Here is a 14,868-nt window from a genome sequence, read left to right as displayed (position 1 = left end):
ATGTGCACCACCGAATAACTCGAATGACTGCGCCCCGGAACGACGAGGCGCCCCTCCCCACGACGAGGAGAGGCGCCCGTGACGTTGTCGCCGTGACTCAGGCCGCCACGCGCACCCGACCGCGGATGCGGGGACCGCGCGGACCCGCGAAGCCCTCGTAGTTGCGGCTGATGAGGTGACCCTCGATCTGCTGCACCGTGTCCAGGGCCACGCCCACGACGATCAACAGCGCCGTGCCGCCGAACGTGAAGCGCACGTTGAGCAGACCGCTGATGACCGACGGAATCACGCAGATGACCGCCAGGTAGATGGCGCCGCCGAACGTGAGCCGGTTCAGCACCCGCTCGATGAACTCCGCCGTCTGCCGGCCCGGGCGGATGCCCGGGATGTAGCCGCCCTGCTTCTTGATGTTGTCCGCCACGTCATCCGGACGGAAGGTCAGCGCCGTGTAGAAGTAGGCGAAGAAGATGACCATCAGCACGAAGAGCCCGTTGTAGATCCACAGGTTGCCTTCGATGGCCCGCTGCACGTCCTGGAGGAACGGGAACCACGTGCCCAGCGTCGCCGGGAACGACAGCACCGCGCCCGCGAAGATGGGCGGGATGACGCCGGCCGTGTTGACCTTCATCGGGAAGTACGTGGCCTGGCCCGCGAACATCCGCCGCCCCGCCATGCGCTTGGCGTACTGGATGGGGATGCGGCGCATGCCGCGCTCCACGTAGACCACCACCGCGATGATGAGGAGCATGAACACCAGCAGCGCCAGGACCTCGGCGACCGCGATGACCTCCTGCCGCGTCAGGTCCAGCAGCGTGCTGGCGCCGGGGAGCACACCCGCCACGATGCCCGCGAAGATGATGAGCGAGATGCCGTTGCCGATGCCGCGCTCGGTGATGCGCTCACCCAGCCACATGATGAAGGCCGTGCCCGCCGTCAGGCTGACCACCGTCATGAAGGTGAACCAGACGCTGTCGTCCGGCACCACCACCTGGTTGAAGCCGCTCTGCCCCGCGTCCGAGCGCCCCAGCGACGCCAGCCAGCGGGAGATGCCGATGCCCTGGATGACGGAGAGGACGATGGTGCCGTAGCGCGTGTACTGGTTGATCTTCTGCCGGCCCGCCGCCCCCTCCTTCTGCAGGCGCTCCAGGCTGGGGATGACCACCGCCAGGAGCTGCATGATGATGGAGGCGCTGACGTAGGGCATGATGCCCAATCCGAAGATGGACATCTGCTCCAGCGCGCCGCCGGAGAAGAGGTTGAACAGCGAGACCAGCCCGCCCGATTGCTTCTGGGCGTCCATGAAGGCGTTCATCGCGGCCCGGTCCACGCCGGGCGTGTTGATGAAGATGCCGATGCGGTAGACGGCCAGCAGGGCTAGCGTGTACGCGAGCCGGCTGCGCAGCTCCGCGATGCGGAAGACGTTGGCGAAGGCATTGAGAGCCACGGGGTAGCCATCCTCTTCGTGAGGGTTCTGCCAGGACGACAAAACGCCCCTGTTCCACGGATGGGAAAGGGGCGCAGAAGCCTACACAAGCGAAATGACGCGCACCACCGACAAGTGATGCGCGTCGGACATGCTCAGGCCTTCGGCTGCCGAGGGGCCTTGACGCCCTTGCCAGCGTGCGCCTTGGCGGCCGCCTCGGGCTTGTGGGCCATCAGGGGAAGGACGTCCACCGCGCCACCCGCCTTCTCGACCGCCGACTTGGCGGTCTCGGAGGCCTTGTGCACCCGGATGGTGACCTTCTTCGTCAGCGCGCCCCGACCCAGCAGCTTCACGCCGTCGTAGCGGCCCTTCACCAGACCCGCCTTCTTCAGCGAGGCCTCATCCACCGTGGAACCGGCGTCGAAGTGGGTGTCCACATCCGACAGGTTCACCACCGCGTACACCGTGCGGTTGGGGGAGTTGAAGCCGAACTTCGGCAGGCGGCGCTGCAAGGGGCTCTGGCCACCCTCGAAGCCTTCGAACCGCATGTTACCGGTGCGGGCCTTCTGGCCCTTGCCACCGCGGCCGGCCGTCTTGCCCAGGCCGGAACCCTGACCGCGGCCCACGCGCTTCTTGCGGTGCCACGAGCGCGAGGGGCGCTTCAAACCGTGCAGAGTGCTCATTGTCTTAGGTCCTCTCGTGCTCAGGCCTTGGCCTGGTAGGCGCGCGCGCGGTCCCGCAGGGCGATCTTGCGCGGCTTGCGGCGCTTGGGCGCCGGCGCCTCGGCGGACACCGTCTCCGAGGAGACCAGGTGCTTCACCTTGAACACCATCCCGCGGATGGCCGGCGTGTCCTTCAGCAGGCGCTCATCACCGAACTTCTTCAGACCCAGGCCACGGATGGTGGCCAGCATGTCCTCGGAAGCGCCCGCGTAGCTCTTCGTCAGCTTCACCTTGAGCGCCATGACTAGCCCCTCTGCTCCCCGGCGAGCTTCGCCGACTCGACGTCCTTGCCGCGGAGGCGCGACACCTGCGCCGCGCTGCGCAGCAGCTTCAGACCCGCGACCGTGGCCTTCAGCACGTTGTGCGGATTCCGCGAACCCTGGCTCTTCGTCAGGATGTTGCGGATGCCCGCCGCCTCCAGCACCGCGCGCACCGCGCCACCCGCGATGACGCCCGTACCTTCGCTGGCCGGCTTCAGCAGCACCCAGCCGGCGCCGAAGTGCCCGAGCACCTCGTGCGGAATCGTGTGACCCATCAGCGGAACGCGGAACAGGTTCTTCTTCGCGTTCTCGCCACCCTTGCGGATGGCCTCGGGAACCTCGTTGGCCTTGCCCAGGCCGACGCCCACGTGTCCGGCGCCGTCACCCACCACCACGAGGGCGGCGAACGAGAACCGCCGGCCGCCCTTCACCACCTTGGCGACGCGGTTGATGTTCACCACGCGGTCGGTGAGGTCCAGATCGTTCGGATTGATCGGAGTTGCCACTTGGAAATCCTTTCGAAAGCTAGAACTTCAGCCCGGCCTCGCGCGCGGCGTCAGCCACGGCGGCGATGCGCCCGTGATAGGGGAAGCCGTTGCGGTCGAACACCACCGCCTCGACGTTGGCAGCCTTGCACCGCTGCGCGATGAGGGCACCCACCCGCTTCGCGTCCGCCTTCTTGTCGCCTTCGTCCTGGCCCTTCAGCTCCTTGGACAGCGACGAGGCGTACGCGAGGGTCTTGCCCGTGGTGTCGTCCACCACCTGCGCGTAGATGTGCTTGAGGCTCTTGTAGACGGTAAGCCGCGGCCGCTCGGTGGTACCCGAGAGCTTCTTGCGGATGCGGTTCTTCCTCTTGATACGGGGATCGATCTTCGTCGGCATGGCTGCTTCCTTGTCCTTCCGGCGGCGATGCGGTCTTCCGCCGCCGGATGATGCCGCCAGACCCCATGGGCCCGGCGGGATTGGGAACACTCAGGACAGACGGAACGATTACGTCGTTCCGGTCTTGCCCTCCTTACGGCGGATGCGCTCCTCGGAGTACTTGATGCCCTTGCCCTTGTACGGCTCGGGCGGGCGCAGCGAGCGGATGTTCACCGCCGTCGCGCCGAGCACTTCCTTGTCCGCCGAACGCAGCGTCAGCCCCACGGTAGGGAGGCTGTCCTCGGTGCGGGCCGTCTTGTCCACTTCCGCCGTCACGCCCTCGGGGAGGTCGAAGACGACGGGGTGGGAGTAGCCCAGCGCGAAGTGGATGGCCTTGCCCTTCACCTCGGCGCGGAAACCGACGCCGCGGATGTCCAGCTTCTTCTCGAAGCCCGTGGACACGCCCTTCGCGGCGTTGGCGAGGATGGTGCGCGTCAGGCCGTGCAGGCTGCGCGCCTCGCGCGAGTCATCCGCGCGCTGCACGGTCACCTGACCGTCCTTGATCTCCACCTTGACCTTGCCGGGCAGCTTCACGGACAGCTTGCCCTTGGGGCCCTCGAAGTTCACCTGCTGGCCGGCGACGACGGCCTTCGTCTTGTCGCCGAGCTTGATCGCCAGTTTTCCAATCCGACTCATGGTTGCCTCGGTCCTGTATGCCCGGGGCGCGCACTCTCACGAGGCGCGGCCACCAGGCCGCTGGCTAGTAGACGGTGCAGAGCAGCTCGCCGCCCGCCTTCTGCTTGCGGGCCTCGGAGTCCACCAGAATGCCGCGGGACGTGGAGAGGATGGAGATACCCATGCCTCCCAGCACCTGCGGGATGTCGTTCACGCCGACGTAGCGGCGCAGACCCGGCTTGGACACGCGGCGGATGCCGGTGATGGCGGGAGCGCGGTCCGGCCCGTACTTGAGCTGAACGGTGATCTCGCTCTGGGGCGAGCCGTCCTGCGTGTGGACGACGTACTCCCCGATATAGCCCTCGTCCTTGAGGACCTTGATGACCTCGAGCTTGAGCTTCGAGTGGGGAATGACGACCTTGTCGTGACGCGCGCGCGACGCATTGCGCAGGCGGGTCAGCATGTCGCCAACGGGATCATTGACCGGCATGGGCTACCTTCCAAACGAGCACCCGGTCCGGGTGCTTCGTGTTCGCGTTCGTCGCGCCTGCCGGGCCCATCCCGGGGGTTCGCGCCGAGCGCAACTACCTGGGTTGAAACTGCTCGTGGACACGCTCCTTCCGAAGCGCGTCCAGGGCGCCAACGGGACCGTCAAGGCCCCTTTGGCACCCTGCCCTACCGGCTCACCAGGACGACTTGGTCACGCCGGTGATCTCACCGCGCAGCGCACGGTTGCGCAGGCAGATGCGGCACATCTTGAACTTGCGCAGGAACGCGCGCGGCCGGCCGCACAGCGGGCAGCGGTTGTACTGGCGCACGGCGAACTTCGGCTTGCGCTTCGCCTGGGCAATCTTGGAGAGCTTGGCCATTGTCTTTGAGGTCCTTGGCTCGAGGGCTTACTGGCGGAAGGGCATGCCGAAGTGACGCATCAGCGCCAGCCCCTGCTCGTCGTTCCGGGCAGTGGTGACGAAGCTGATGTTGAGCCCCTTCACCTTCTCGATCTGATCGTAGTTGATTTCGGGGAAGATGATCTGCTCGCGCACGCCGAGCGTGTAGTTGCCCTTCCCGTCGAAGGCCTTCGGGGACACGCCCTTGAAGTCACGCACGCGCGGCAGCGCCACCGTGATGAGGCGGTCCATGAACTCGTACATGCGGGCGCCACGCAGGGTGACGGCGGCACCGATGGCCTGGCCCTGGCGCAGCTTGAAGTTCGCGATGCTCTTGCGGGCGCGCGTCACGATGGGCTTCTGGCCCGTGATCGCCGCGAGCTGGTCCACCGCGGACTCCAGGATCTTGTTGTTGGCGAGCGCCTCGCCCAGACCCATGTTGACGACGATCTTCTGGAGACGCGGAACCTCCATCGGGTTCTTGAGGCCCAGCTCCTTCATCAGGGCGGGCACCCCTTCCTTGCGGAAGCGCTCCTTCATGCGGGCCGGCTTGCTCTCGAGGCCTTCCTCGATGTTCGCCGCGAAGCCAACCTTCTTGGCCTCTTCCTTCTTGCCCCGCTTCGCCTTCTTTTCCTTCTGGTCCGGCTTCTTCTCGTCAGCCATCGTCGTATCCTCTGCTTCGGGCGCCGTCGTGACCCAGCGCGTCCGATCAGTCCTTCACCTGGAAACTGAAAACACCGCGAGGGCCCCGTGGACTACCCAGGCCCTCGTTGCCTGCACGCCCCCCTACCCGCCTACCAGGGCGGACAGAAGGGCGCGCATACATGCCCCAACAGGGACTCCTAGTCAATCAGCGCGTCGCAGTTCTTGCAGAACCGCTGGCGCTTCTCACCGTCCGTCTTGATGCCCACGCGGGTCGGCTTGTCGCACTTCACGCAAACGACCTGGACATTCGCCAGGGCGATGGTGCCGGGCTTCTCGACAATGCCACCCTCGGGGTTCTGCGGCGTCTTCTTCAGGTGCCGCTTGACCAGGCGCAGGCCCTCCACAGTCACCCGGCCGGCCTCCTGATCGATCTTCAGCACCTTGCCGCGCTTCGTCGCAGGGGTCTTCTCGGAGGCCTCGGCCCCGGCCATGACCTGGACCGTGTCTCCCACCTTCATCTTCTGCATGGCTTCCTCGTCTCTCTGGCTGCTCGCCGTCCGGCCTGGTGGGTCCTCTTCAGAGGACTTCGGGCGCCAGCGAGATGATCTTCATGAACTTGCGGGCGCGGAGCTCACGGGCGACCGGCCCGAAGATACGCGTACCAATGGGCTCCATGTCCTTGTTGATGAGGACCGCGGAGTTGCCGTCGAACTTGATGAAGCTGCCGTCGGGACGACCCACCTCGCGCTTGGTGCGGACGATGACGGCCTTGGCCACGTCACCCTTCTTCACCTTCGAGTTGGGCAGCGCCTCGCGGATCGACACGACGATGACGTCGCCGATGGACGCGTACTTGCGCTTCGAACCGCCGAGCACCTTGATGCAGAACACCTTCTTCGCGCCCGAGTTGTCCGCCACGTCGAGCACGCTCGTCATCTGAATCATCTGGGAATCTCCTATCGCCGGTGTCTCCACCGCGCAGCCTCTCGGCCGCGCATGTGGAGGTGCGTGCTAGACGTTCTTGCTCTTCTCCAGCACCTCGACCACGCGCCAACGCTTGTCCTTCGAAGCGGGCTTGGTCTCGGCGATCCGGACCCGGTCACCCTCGTTGATGGTGACCTTCTTCGGGTAGTCGTGGTCCTCCACGTGGGCCTTGTACTTCTCGCGCAGGCTCATGATCTTCCCGTACTTCGGGTGGGGAGCGCGGCGCTGGACGGTGACCACCACCGTCTTCTGCATCTTGTTGGAGGTGACGATTCCCACGCGCGTCTTGGGACGGCCGCGGGTGGAGGTCTCTGCCTTGGGCGCTTCGGTCGTCTCAGCCATCTTCTCTCTCACTGTCTCTCATGCACCCGGGCGCTCTCACGTCCCGGATGGCCTTGCGCACCCGACCTGTGGCGAGCGCGCTTGGAGGATTCGCGGGTGAAGGCGTTACGCCTTCGCCGCCTTCTTCTTCTCGGTCAGCACGGCCAGCACCCGGGCCAGGTCGCGCCGGTGTCCGGTCCGCTCCGCCGGATTGTCCAGCGAGCCGGTCCGCCGCTTGAGCTGGTCCTGGAACAGCGTCTCACGCAGTTCCGTCGCCCGCCGCTGCAGGTCGTCCGCCGACAGCTCCCTCAGTTCCTTCGCAGTCGCCATTGCAATCTCCACATGCGTGCGGGAGCCACCCAGAGGACGGCTCCCGCCGCGGTGCCTAGAGGCTCAGGTCCGCGCGCTTCACGATCTTCGTGAGCACGGGCAGCTTCGCCTGCGCCAGCTTCAGCGCCCCGGTGGCCACCTCGGTCGTCATACCCTCCATCTCATAGAGGATGCGGCCGGGCTTCACCACCGCGACGTAGTACTCCACGCCACCCTTACCGGTACCCATTCGGGTCTCGGCGGGCTTCTTGGTGATGGGCTTGTCCGGGAAGATTCGGATCCAGATCTTGCCGCCGCGCTTCACGTGGCGGGTCATCGCGATACGGGCCGCCTCGATCTGCCGGGAGGTGATCCAGCCCGGCTGAAGGCTCATCAGACCGAACTCGCCGTAGGTCAGGTCGCTGCCACGGTGAGCGGCGCCCGGCATGCGGCCCTTGTGCATCTTGCGGTACTTCGTACGTGCAGGCTGAAGCATCGTCGCTGTCCTTCCCTACCCTGCCCCGGGCGCCTCCTCGCGGAGACACCCGGCGCGGGAGGGCAATTACCGGTTGGAGGGCATGGGGGCCTGGCCGCCCTTGCCCGGGAGAACCTCGCCCTTGCAGACCCAGACCTTGCAGCCGATCTTGCCGTAGGTCGTCTTGGCCTCGGCGAAGCCGTAGTCGATGTCCGCGCGGAGGGTGTGCAGGGGCACGCGGCCCTCGCGGTACCACTCGTAGCGAGCCATCTCGGCGCCACCCAGGCGGCCCGAGCAGGCCACGCGGATGCCCTTCGCCCCGAACTTCATGGCCGTCTGCAGCGCCTTCTTCATGGCGCGGCGGAAGGCGATGCGGCGCTCGAGCTGCGTGGCGATGTTCTCCGCCACCAGCTGCGCGTCGGTCTCCGCCTTGCGGACCTCGACGATGTTGAGGAAGACCTCGTTCTTCGTGAACTGCTGGAGGTCCTTCTTCACCGTCTCGATGCCCGCGCCGCGCTTGCCGATGACGATGCCCGGACGCGCGGTGTGGACGTTGACCTTCACCTTGTTGGCGGCGCGCTCGATCTCCACCTTGGACACGCCCGCGTGGTTCAGCGACTTCTTCACGAACTCGCGGATGCGGATGTCTTCATGGAGCCACTGCGCGTAGTTCTTGTGCTCGAACCACTTGGAGTCCCAGGTCTTGATGACGCCAAGCCGGAACCCGATCGGATGAACTTTCTGTCCCAACGTGAATCTCCTTGAACGTCCGGGCAGGGCCCGACGGGTCCTACTTCTTGGCCTCGGCCAGCACCACGTGGACGTGGGCGGTCTTCTTCTTGATGGGGGTGGCCCGGCCCATGGCGCGCGGCATGAACCGGCGCTGGGTGGGACCCTGGTCCACCGAGATGGTCTTGACGTAGAGCGTGTCCACGTCGACCTGTCCCTTGGACTTGTCGGTCGCGTTGGCCACGGCGCTCTTGATGAGCTTCTCCACCGGCAGGGCCGCGGCGCGCGGGGTGAACTTCAGGATGTTGAGGGCCGCCTCAACGGGCTTGCCCCGGACGAGCGCCGCAACGGTGGACAGCTTGCGGGGGCTCATGCGCAGGAAACGCAGATGTGCAGTCGACTCCATGGTCATCTCCTCAGGCTCTCAGGCAATGCGCCAGGCTACTTGCCCGGGGCCTTGGCGACCTTCTTCTCCGCCGAGTGACCGCCGAACGTACGCGTCGGGGCGAACTCGCCGAGCTTGTGGCCCACCATGTTCTCCGTGACGAACACCGGGATGAACTTCTTCCCGTTGTGCACCGCGAAGGTGTGACCCACGAACTCCGGCAGGATGGTGGAGCGGCGGGACCACGTCTTCACGACAGTCTTCTTGTTCGTCTTGATCATGTCCTCGATCTTCTTGACGAGGAAGTCGTCGACGAACGGACCCTTCTTGATCGAACGAGCCATGGCTTGCGAATCCTCTTACTGGCTGCGCGCGCCCTGGCGGCGGCCGCTCACGATGAACTTGTCAGTACGCTTGTTGGTGCGCGTGGTGAGGCCCTTGGTCTTCTTGCCCCACGGCGACACCGGGTGCGGGTTACCCTGACCGGACTTACCCTCACCACCACCGTGCGGGTGGTCCACGGGGTTCATCGCGAGACCACGAACCGTCGGGCGGATGCCCAGCCACCGGCTCTTACCCGCCTTGCCGACGCGGATGATCTCGTGCTCGATGTTGCCCACCTGGCCCACGGTGGCGCGGCACTCGATGAGGACCATGCGGACGGTCCCGGAAGGCATGCGCACCTGCGCGTAGCGGCCCTCCTTCGCCATCAGCTGTCCGGACGTGCCGGCGGAGCGGATGACCTGGGCGCCACGGCCCGGCTTCAGCTCCACGTTGTGGATGACGGTACCCACCGGGATGTTCTGCAGCGGCAGGGAGTTGCCCGGACGGATGTCCGCGTTCTCACCGGCGAACACCGTGTCGCCCACATTCAGGCCCACGGGGGCCAGGATGTAGCGCTTCTCACCGTCCGCGTACGTCAGCAGGGCGATGTTGGCGGTGCGGTTCGGGTCGTACTCCACCGCGGTGACCTTGGCCGGCACGCCGTCCTTGTCACGACGCTTGAAGTCGATGACGCGGTAGCGGCGCTTGTGACCACCACCCTGGTGACGGCGGGTGATGTGGCCGTGAACGTTGCGGCCACCCGAGCGCTTCAGCGGCTCGGTCAGCTTCTTCTCGGGCGCGTCCTTGGTGATGTCCGCGAAATCGGACACCGTCATCAGACGGCGGGCGGCGCTTGTCGGCTTGTACTTCTTGATGCCCATGGTGTGTTCCTCAGGCTGACCTCAACGCCGTAGCGTCAGGCCGCCCCTCCCTCGAAGAGTTCGATCGAGTCGCCTTCCTTGAGGGTGACGACCGCCTTCTTGAAGTTGGGCCGCTTGCCGATGCTCCGACCCACGCGCTTGATCTTGCCGCGGACGATGTTGGTGTTCACGTCCTCGACGGTGACCTTGAACAGCGTCGACACCGCGTTGGCCACGTCGTGCTTGGTGGCCTTGAGGTCAACGATGAACGAGTACTGACGCAGCTTCTCGCGGGCCTTGTCCAGCTTCTCGGTGATGAGCGGGCCCTTGATGACGTCGTGGATCTTCATGACAGCGCCCCCTCGAGGGTCTTCGCGGCCGCGGAGGTCAGGACCAGGTGCGAGTGCTTCAGCACCATCTCGAGGTTGACACCCTCGGGAGGAAGCACGTCGAACTTGGCCAGGTTCCGCACGCTGCGGTGCAGGTTGGTGTTGCCCTTCTCGTCCACCACCAGGGCGTTCTGCAGCTTCAGGCGCTTGGTCAGCACCTCGAAGGCCTGCTTGCTCTTGGGGGCGTCCAGGGAGAACCCGCTCAGGATGATGAGCGTCTTCTCCTTGGCGCGCAGGGACAGCGCGGACTTGAGCGCACCGCGGCGCACCTTGCGGGGCGGGCGGTAGAAGTAGTCGCGAGCCTTGGGAGCCATCGCCTTGCCGCCGCCCACCCAGTGGGAAGCGCGGATGGAACCCTGGCGGGCGCGGCCGGTGCCCTTCTGCTTCCAGGGCTTCTTGCCGCCGCCGCTGACCAGCGAGGTGTTCTTCACCCCCACCGTGCCGCGGCGCCGGTTGATCTGCTGCATCTTCGCGACCTCGTAAAAGAGGTGCGTGTTCGGCTCAGCGCCGAAGATGTCGTCGGAGAGCTCGATCTCCGACACCTTCTTCAAATCCAGGTCGACAACGTCAAACTTCGCCATGGCACTTTCCTCGCGGGGGTCGGAGTGAAACCACTCAGACGCCCACCCGCTTCCTAGGACTTGATCTCGACGTCAACGCCGGCCGACAGATCCAGCTTCATGAGCGCATCCAGCGTCTGCTGCGTAGGCTCGAGAATGTCGAGCAGGCGCTTGTGGGTGCGGATCTCGAACTGCTCGCGGCTCTTCTTGTCCACGTGCGGGGAACGCAGCACGGTGAACTTGTTGATGCGCGTAGGAAGGGGGATCGGACCGGCCACCTTCGCGCCAGTGCGCTTAGCCGTCTCGACGATCTCACCCGCGCTCTGGTCCAGGAGCTTCGAGTCGTATGCCTTCAGCCGGATGCGGATCTTCTGTGTCGCCATTCGCAAGAACCTCTTAGAACGAACTTTGTGCCAACGCCCCGGAAGGCGCTACGACCGACGTCCCCTGGTTGTCACAGAGCCGTTTCTTCAGAACGAAGGGGCGCGGTGATTACCATCCCGCCCCAGTGTATGCAACTGGATTTCCTCCGGCTCCCTGGAAATTCCCCGGAAGGGAGCTCCGGGGAGCCGGGAGGAGGTCTGCTACTCGATCACTTCCGCCACGACGCCGGCGCCCACCGTGCGGCCACCCTCGCGAACGGCGAAGCGCAGCTCCTTCTCCATCGCGACAGGGGTGATGAGTTCCACCTCGATCGCGATGTTGTCGCCCGGCATCACCATCTCCACATTCTCCGGCAGCTTCACCGTTCCCGTCACGTCCGTCGTGCGGAAGTAGAACTGGGGACGGTAGCCCTTGAAGAACGGGGTGTGGCGACCACCCTCTTCCTTCGACAGCACGTAGATCTGCGCCTTGAACTTGGTGTGCGGCGTGATGCTGCCAGGCTTGGCAATCACCTGCCCACGCTCCATGTCCTCACGCTTCAGGCCGCGGACCAGCGCGCCGATGTTGTCGCCCGCCATGCCCTCGTCCAGCAGCTTGCGGAACATCTCCACGCCCGTGACCACGGTCTTCTGCGTCGGGCGCAGGCCGACGACCTCGACCTCCTCGCCGACCTTGATCTTGCCACGCTCCACGCGGCCCGTCGCCACCGTTCCACGGCCGGCGATGGAGAACACGTCCTCCACCGGCATCAGGAAGGGCTTGTCCGTCGCGCGCTGCGGCGTCGGGATGTAGCTGTCCACCGCCGCCATCAGCTTCAGGATGGCCGGCTCGCCGATGTCGCTCGTGTCACCCTCGAGCGCCTTCACCGCGGAGCCCGGGATGATGGGGATGGTGTCGCCGGGGAACTCGTACTTCTTCAGGAGGTCACGCACCTCCATCTCCACCAGCTCGCGCAGCTCCGGGTCGTCCAGCAGGTCCACCTTGTTCAGGAAGACCACGATGTACGGAACACCGACCTGGCGCGCCAGCAGGATGTGCTCACGCGTCTGGGGCATCGGGCCGTCCGCCGCCGACACCACCAGAATCGCGCCGTCCATCTGCGCCGCGCCCGTGATCATGTTCTTCACGTAGTCGGCGTGGCCCGGACAGTCGACGTGCGCGTAGTGACGGTTCGCCGTCTGGTACTCCACGTGCGCCGTCGAAATCGTGATGCCGCGCTCGCGCTCTTCCGGCGCCTTGTCGATCTGGTCGTACGCCAGGAACGTGGCGCCGCCCGTCTTCGCCAGCACCTTCGTGATGGCCGCCGTCAGCGACGTCTTGCCGTGGTCCACGTGTCCGATCGTGCCGATGTTCACGTGGGGCTTGTTACGCTCGAACTTCTCCTTGGCCATGACACTCCTCACCGCGGCTGAGCCGGTCAATCACCCGGCGCGTATCGAATCCCGCAAAAACTCACTGCGAAGGTGCTGCGTCCTGCTCCAAACCCGCCACAACGTCAACTGAAATCGCCCGCAGGGTCGACTGCCGGGCCGTCAGTAGCGGTTCAGCGCCGTCTTGGGCGCCGGCGCGTAGTGACTGAACTGCATGGTGTAGGTCGCCCTTCCCTGGCTGCGGCTGCGCAGGTCGGTCGAGTAGCCGAACATGGCGGCCAGGGGCACCTGCGCCTGGATGGCCTGCAGGCCGCCTGGGCGGGGCGTCATGCCCAGCACCTTGCCTCGCCGGCCGTTCAGGTCGCCAATCACGTCGCCCATGAAGGGCTCCGGCGTGACGATCTCGCAGTTCATGATGGGCTCGAGCAGCACGGGGCTGGCCGCGCGCACGGCGTCCTTGAAGGCCAGCGAGCCGGCGATCTTGAACGCCATCTCGCTCGAGTCCACGTCGTGCACGGAGCCGTCGTAGGCCTCCACCTTCACGTCCACCATGGGGTAGCCCGCCACGGGGCCGTTCTGGAGGGCCTCCTGGACACCGTCGCGCACCGCGTCCACGAACTCCTTGGGCACCACGCCGCCGACGATCTTGTTCTCGAAGGCGAAGCCCTTGCCGGCCTCGTTCGGCATCACCCGCAGCCAGATGTGGCCGTACTGGCCCCGGCCGCCCGTCTGACGGATGAACTTGCCCTCGGCCTCCATCTGGGTGGTGATGGTCTCGCGGTACGCCACCTGCGGCTTGCCGATGTTCGCGTCGACCTTGAACTCCCTCAGGAGGCGGTCGACGATGATCTCCAGGTGCAGCTCGCCCATGCCGGCGATCAGCGTCTGCCCCGTCTCCTCGTTCGTGCGCACGCGGAAGGACGGGTCCTCCATCGCCAGGCGCTGCAGCGACTGGATGATCTTGTCCTGGTCCGCCGTGGACTTCGGCTCGATGGCGATGTCGATGACCGGCTCGGGGAACTCCATCCGCTCCAGGATGATGGGCTGCTTGTCGTCGCAGAGCGTGTCGCCCGTCGCCGCCAGCTTCAGGCCCACCACCGCGCAGATGTCACCCGCGTAGCACTCGGTCAGCTCGTCCTTCTTGTCCGCGCGCATCTGGACCAGGCGGCTGACGCGCTCGCGCTTGCCCTTCACCGAGTTCCACACCGCCGTGCCCGCCTCCAGCTTGCCGGAGTACACGCGCAGGAACGTCAGCGTCTGGGACTGGAACGCCGGGTCGTTCATGATCTTGAACGCCAGGGCGCTGAAAGGCGCGTCGTCCCGCGTCTCGCGCACCGCGTCCTCGCCCTTGGGCGTCTTGCCGTGCACGGGCGGGATGTCCAGCGGGCTCGGCAGGTAGTCGATGACCGCGTCCAGGAGCGGCTGCACGCCCTTGTGACGGAACGCAGACCCGCAGAACACGGGGAACAGCTTCAGCCCCACGCAGCCCTTGCGGATGGCCGCGCGGACCTCCTGCTCGGTGAGCTCCTGGCCCTCCAGGAACTTCTCCGTCAGCGCGTCATCCTGCTCCGCGGCGGCCTCGAGCAACTCCGCGCGCGCGGCCTCGGCCTGCTCGCGCAGCTCCTCGGGAATCTCCTGGATGTCGTAGCGGCTGCCCTGCTCCGAGTCGACGAAGACCAGGGCCTTCATCGTCAGGAGGTCGATGACACCGCGGTGCTTGTCCTCGGCGCCCAGGGGGAGCTGCATGCGCACCGCGCGCGCGCCGAGCTTCTCGCGGATGGTGCCCACGGACATCTCGAAGTCCGCGCCGATGCGGTCCATCTTGTTGATGAAGCAGATGCGGGGGACCTTGTAGCGGTCCGCCTGGCGCCAGACCGTCTCCGACTGCGGCTCCACGCCGTTGACCGCGTCGAACACGGTGACGGCGCCGTCGAGCACACGCAGGGAGCGCTCCACCTCGATGGTGAAGTCCACGTGTCCGGGGGTGTCGATGATGTTGACGCGGTAGCGCTGCTCGTTGCGCTGCCAGAAGGCGGTGATGGCGGCGGAGGTGATGGTGATGCCGCGCTCACGCTCCTGGACCATCCAGTCCGTGGTGGTGTTTCCCTCGTGCACCTCGCCCATCCGATGGATGGCGCCGGTGTAGAAGAGGATCCGCTCGGTGGTGGTCGTCTTGCCGGCATCGATGTGCGCCATGATGCCGATGTTGCGGTAGCGCTCCAGGGGATGCTCGCGAGCCATTGCGTCGGTACCTCTCCATGAGGGCGGGAGGGCTTGGGAGCCCCGTCTCACGTTCCCACCCGGA

At 66.0% G+C, this 14,868-nt stretch carries 23 protein-coding genes; all 23 read right to left on the bottom strand.

Features of this window, described 5'->3' with window-relative positions; all coding sequences use genetic code 11:
• Window positions 1-97: 97 nt before the first annotated feature.
• The 23 genes from secY to fusA all read right to left on the bottom strand — a co-directional run bounded on the left by secY (window position 98) and on the right by fusA (window position 14,804).
• Window positions 98-1,444 carry a preprotein translocase subunit SecY gene (secY, locus tag OWM54_RS39310; RefSeq protein WP_046718097.1) on the bottom strand — a complete coding sequence of 449 codons (1,347 nt, stop codon included), beginning with the start codon at window positions 1,442-1,444 and terminating at the stop codon, window positions 98-100.
• Between the two features lie 134 nt (window positions 1,445-1,578).
• Window positions 1,579-2,106: a 50S ribosomal protein L15 gene (gene rplO, locus OWM54_RS39305; protein WP_046714288.1), complete on the bottom strand. Its 528-nt coding sequence runs from the start codon at window positions 2,104-2,106 to the stop codon at window positions 1,579-1,581.
• Window positions 2,107-2,126: 20 nt separating this feature from the next.
• On the bottom strand, window positions 2,127-2,387 hold the full coding sequence (gene rpmD / locus OWM54_RS39300; RefSeq protein WP_254038754.1) for a 50S ribosomal protein L30: 261 nt from the start codon (window positions 2,385-2,387) through the stop codon (window positions 2,127-2,129).
• A gap of 2 nt (window positions 2,388-2,389) precedes the next feature.
• The gene (rpsE, locus tag OWM54_RS39295; protein WP_046714290.1) at window positions 2,390-2,911 is read right to left on the bottom strand and encodes a 30S ribosomal protein S5; all 522 of its coding nucleotides are present in this window, start codon (window positions 2,909-2,911) and stop codon (window positions 2,390-2,392) included.
• 19 nt (window positions 2,912-2,930) lie between these two features.
• Complete coding sequence (gene rplR / locus OWM54_RS39290) at window positions 2,931-3,287, bottom strand: 50S ribosomal protein L18 (protein ID WP_046714291.1); 357 nt, start codon at window positions 3,285-3,287, stop codon at window positions 2,931-2,933.
• Between the two features lie 108 nt (window positions 3,288-3,395).
• On the bottom strand, window positions 3,396-3,962 hold the full coding sequence (gene rplF / locus OWM54_RS39285; RefSeq protein WP_223747255.1) for a 50S ribosomal protein L6: 567 nt from the start codon (window positions 3,960-3,962) through the stop codon (window positions 3,396-3,398).
• Window positions 3,963-4,026: 64 nt separating this feature from the next.
• Entirely contained in the window at window positions 4,027-4,431 is a 405-nt protein-coding gene (gene rpsH / locus OWM54_RS39280; RefSeq protein WP_141327452.1) for a 30S ribosomal protein S8, read from the bottom strand.
• Window positions 4,432-4,624: 193 nt separating this feature from the next.
• Window positions 4,625-4,810 (bottom strand): type Z 30S ribosomal protein S14, encoded by a 186-nt coding sequence (locus OWM54_RS39275; RefSeq protein ID WP_015350175.1) that lies wholly within the window; start codon window positions 4,808-4,810, stop codon window positions 4,625-4,627.
• 27 nt (window positions 4,811-4,837) lie between these two features.
• Window positions 4,838-5,368: a 50S ribosomal protein L5 gene (rplE, locus tag OWM54_RS39270; RefSeq protein WP_174816817.1), complete on the bottom strand. Its 531-nt coding sequence runs from the start codon at window positions 5,366-5,368 to the stop codon at window positions 4,838-4,840.
• A gap of 302 nt (window positions 5,369-5,670) precedes the next feature.
• Window positions 5,671-6,000, bottom strand: coding sequence for a 50S ribosomal protein L24 (rplX, locus tag OWM54_RS39265; protein ID WP_141327454.1), 330 nt, complete (start codon window positions 5,998-6,000; stop codon window positions 5,671-5,673).
• Window positions 6,001-6,049: 49 nt separating this feature from the next.
• Window positions 6,050-6,418 carry a 50S ribosomal protein L14 gene (rplN, locus tag OWM54_RS39260; protein WP_046714296.1) on the bottom strand — a complete coding sequence of 123 codons (369 nt, stop codon included), beginning with the start codon at window positions 6,416-6,418 and terminating at the stop codon, window positions 6,050-6,052.
• Window positions 6,419-6,484: 66 nt separating this feature from the next.
• Complete coding sequence (gene rpsQ, locus OWM54_RS39255) at window positions 6,485-6,799, bottom strand: 30S ribosomal protein S17 (RefSeq protein ID WP_015350179.1); 315 nt, start codon at window positions 6,797-6,799, stop codon at window positions 6,485-6,487.
• A gap of 105 nt (window positions 6,800-6,904) precedes the next feature.
• Window positions 6,905-7,120, bottom strand: a complete 216-nt coding sequence (gene rpmC / locus OWM54_RS39250; RefSeq protein WP_174816815.1) for a 50S ribosomal protein L29 — start codon at window positions 7,118-7,120, stop codon at window positions 6,905-6,907.
• A gap of 43 nt (window positions 7,121-7,163) precedes the next feature.
• Window positions 7,164-7,583, bottom strand: coding sequence for a 50S ribosomal protein L16 (gene rplP, locus OWM54_RS39245; protein ID WP_046714299.1), 420 nt, complete (start codon window positions 7,581-7,583; stop codon window positions 7,164-7,166).
• A gap of 66 nt (window positions 7,584-7,649) precedes the next feature.
• Complete coding sequence (gene rpsC, locus OWM54_RS39240) at window positions 7,650-8,312, bottom strand: 30S ribosomal protein S3 (RefSeq protein WP_002633602.1); 663 nt, start codon at window positions 8,310-8,312, stop codon at window positions 7,650-7,652.
• 40 nt (window positions 8,313-8,352) lie between these two features.
• The gene (gene rplV, locus OWM54_RS39235; protein WP_141327456.1) at window positions 8,353-8,697 is read right to left on the bottom strand and encodes a 50S ribosomal protein L22; all 345 of its coding nucleotides are present in this window, start codon (window positions 8,695-8,697) and stop codon (window positions 8,353-8,355) included.
• A gap of 35 nt (window positions 8,698-8,732) precedes the next feature.
• Window positions 8,733-9,020, bottom strand: coding sequence for a 30S ribosomal protein S19 (gene rpsS / locus OWM54_RS39230; protein ID WP_046714300.1), 288 nt, complete (start codon window positions 9,018-9,020; stop codon window positions 8,733-8,735).
• Window positions 9,021-9,035: 15 nt separating this feature from the next.
• Window positions 9,036-9,881, bottom strand: a complete 846-nt coding sequence (rplB, locus tag OWM54_RS39225) for a 50S ribosomal protein L2 (protein ID WP_046714301.1) — start codon at window positions 9,879-9,881, stop codon at window positions 9,036-9,038.
• Window positions 9,882-9,916: 35 nt separating this feature from the next.
• Window positions 9,917-10,210: a 50S ribosomal protein L23 gene (locus OWM54_RS39220; protein ID WP_141327458.1), complete on the bottom strand. Its 294-nt coding sequence runs from the start codon at window positions 10,208-10,210 to the stop codon at window positions 9,917-9,919.
• Complete coding sequence (gene rplD, locus OWM54_RS39215; RefSeq protein ID WP_046714303.1) at window positions 10,207-10,830, bottom strand: 50S ribosomal protein L4; 624 nt, start codon at window positions 10,828-10,830, stop codon at window positions 10,207-10,209. Before rplD ends, OWM54_RS39220 begins: the two co-directional genes overlap by 4 nt.
• Before the next feature lie 53 nt (window positions 10,831-10,883).
• Window positions 10,884-11,192, bottom strand: a complete 309-nt coding sequence (rpsJ, locus tag OWM54_RS39210; protein ID WP_002633608.1) for a 30S ribosomal protein S10 — start codon at window positions 11,190-11,192, stop codon at window positions 10,884-10,886.
• Window positions 11,193-11,393: 201 nt separating this feature from the next.
• On the bottom strand, window positions 11,394-12,584 hold the full coding sequence (gene tuf / locus OWM54_RS39205; protein ID WP_267696508.1) for an elongation factor Tu: 1,191 nt from the start codon (window positions 12,582-12,584) through the stop codon (window positions 11,394-11,396).
• Window positions 12,585-12,725: 141 nt separating this feature from the next.
• On the bottom strand, window positions 12,726-14,804 hold the full coding sequence (gene fusA / locus OWM54_RS39200) for an elongation factor G (protein ID WP_223747735.1): 2,079 nt from the start codon (window positions 14,802-14,804) through the stop codon (window positions 12,726-12,728).
• Between the last annotated feature and the right edge of the window lie 64 nt (window positions 14,805-14,868).

The organism is Myxococcus sp. MISCRS1 (assembly GCF_026626605.1).
GTDB lineage: Bacteria > Myxococcota > Myxococcia > Myxococcales > Myxococcaceae > Myxococcus > Myxococcus fulvus.
The sequence above is the reverse complement of the archived record's forward strand: the minus strand, read 5'-3'. Positions and strand labels throughout refer to the sequence as shown.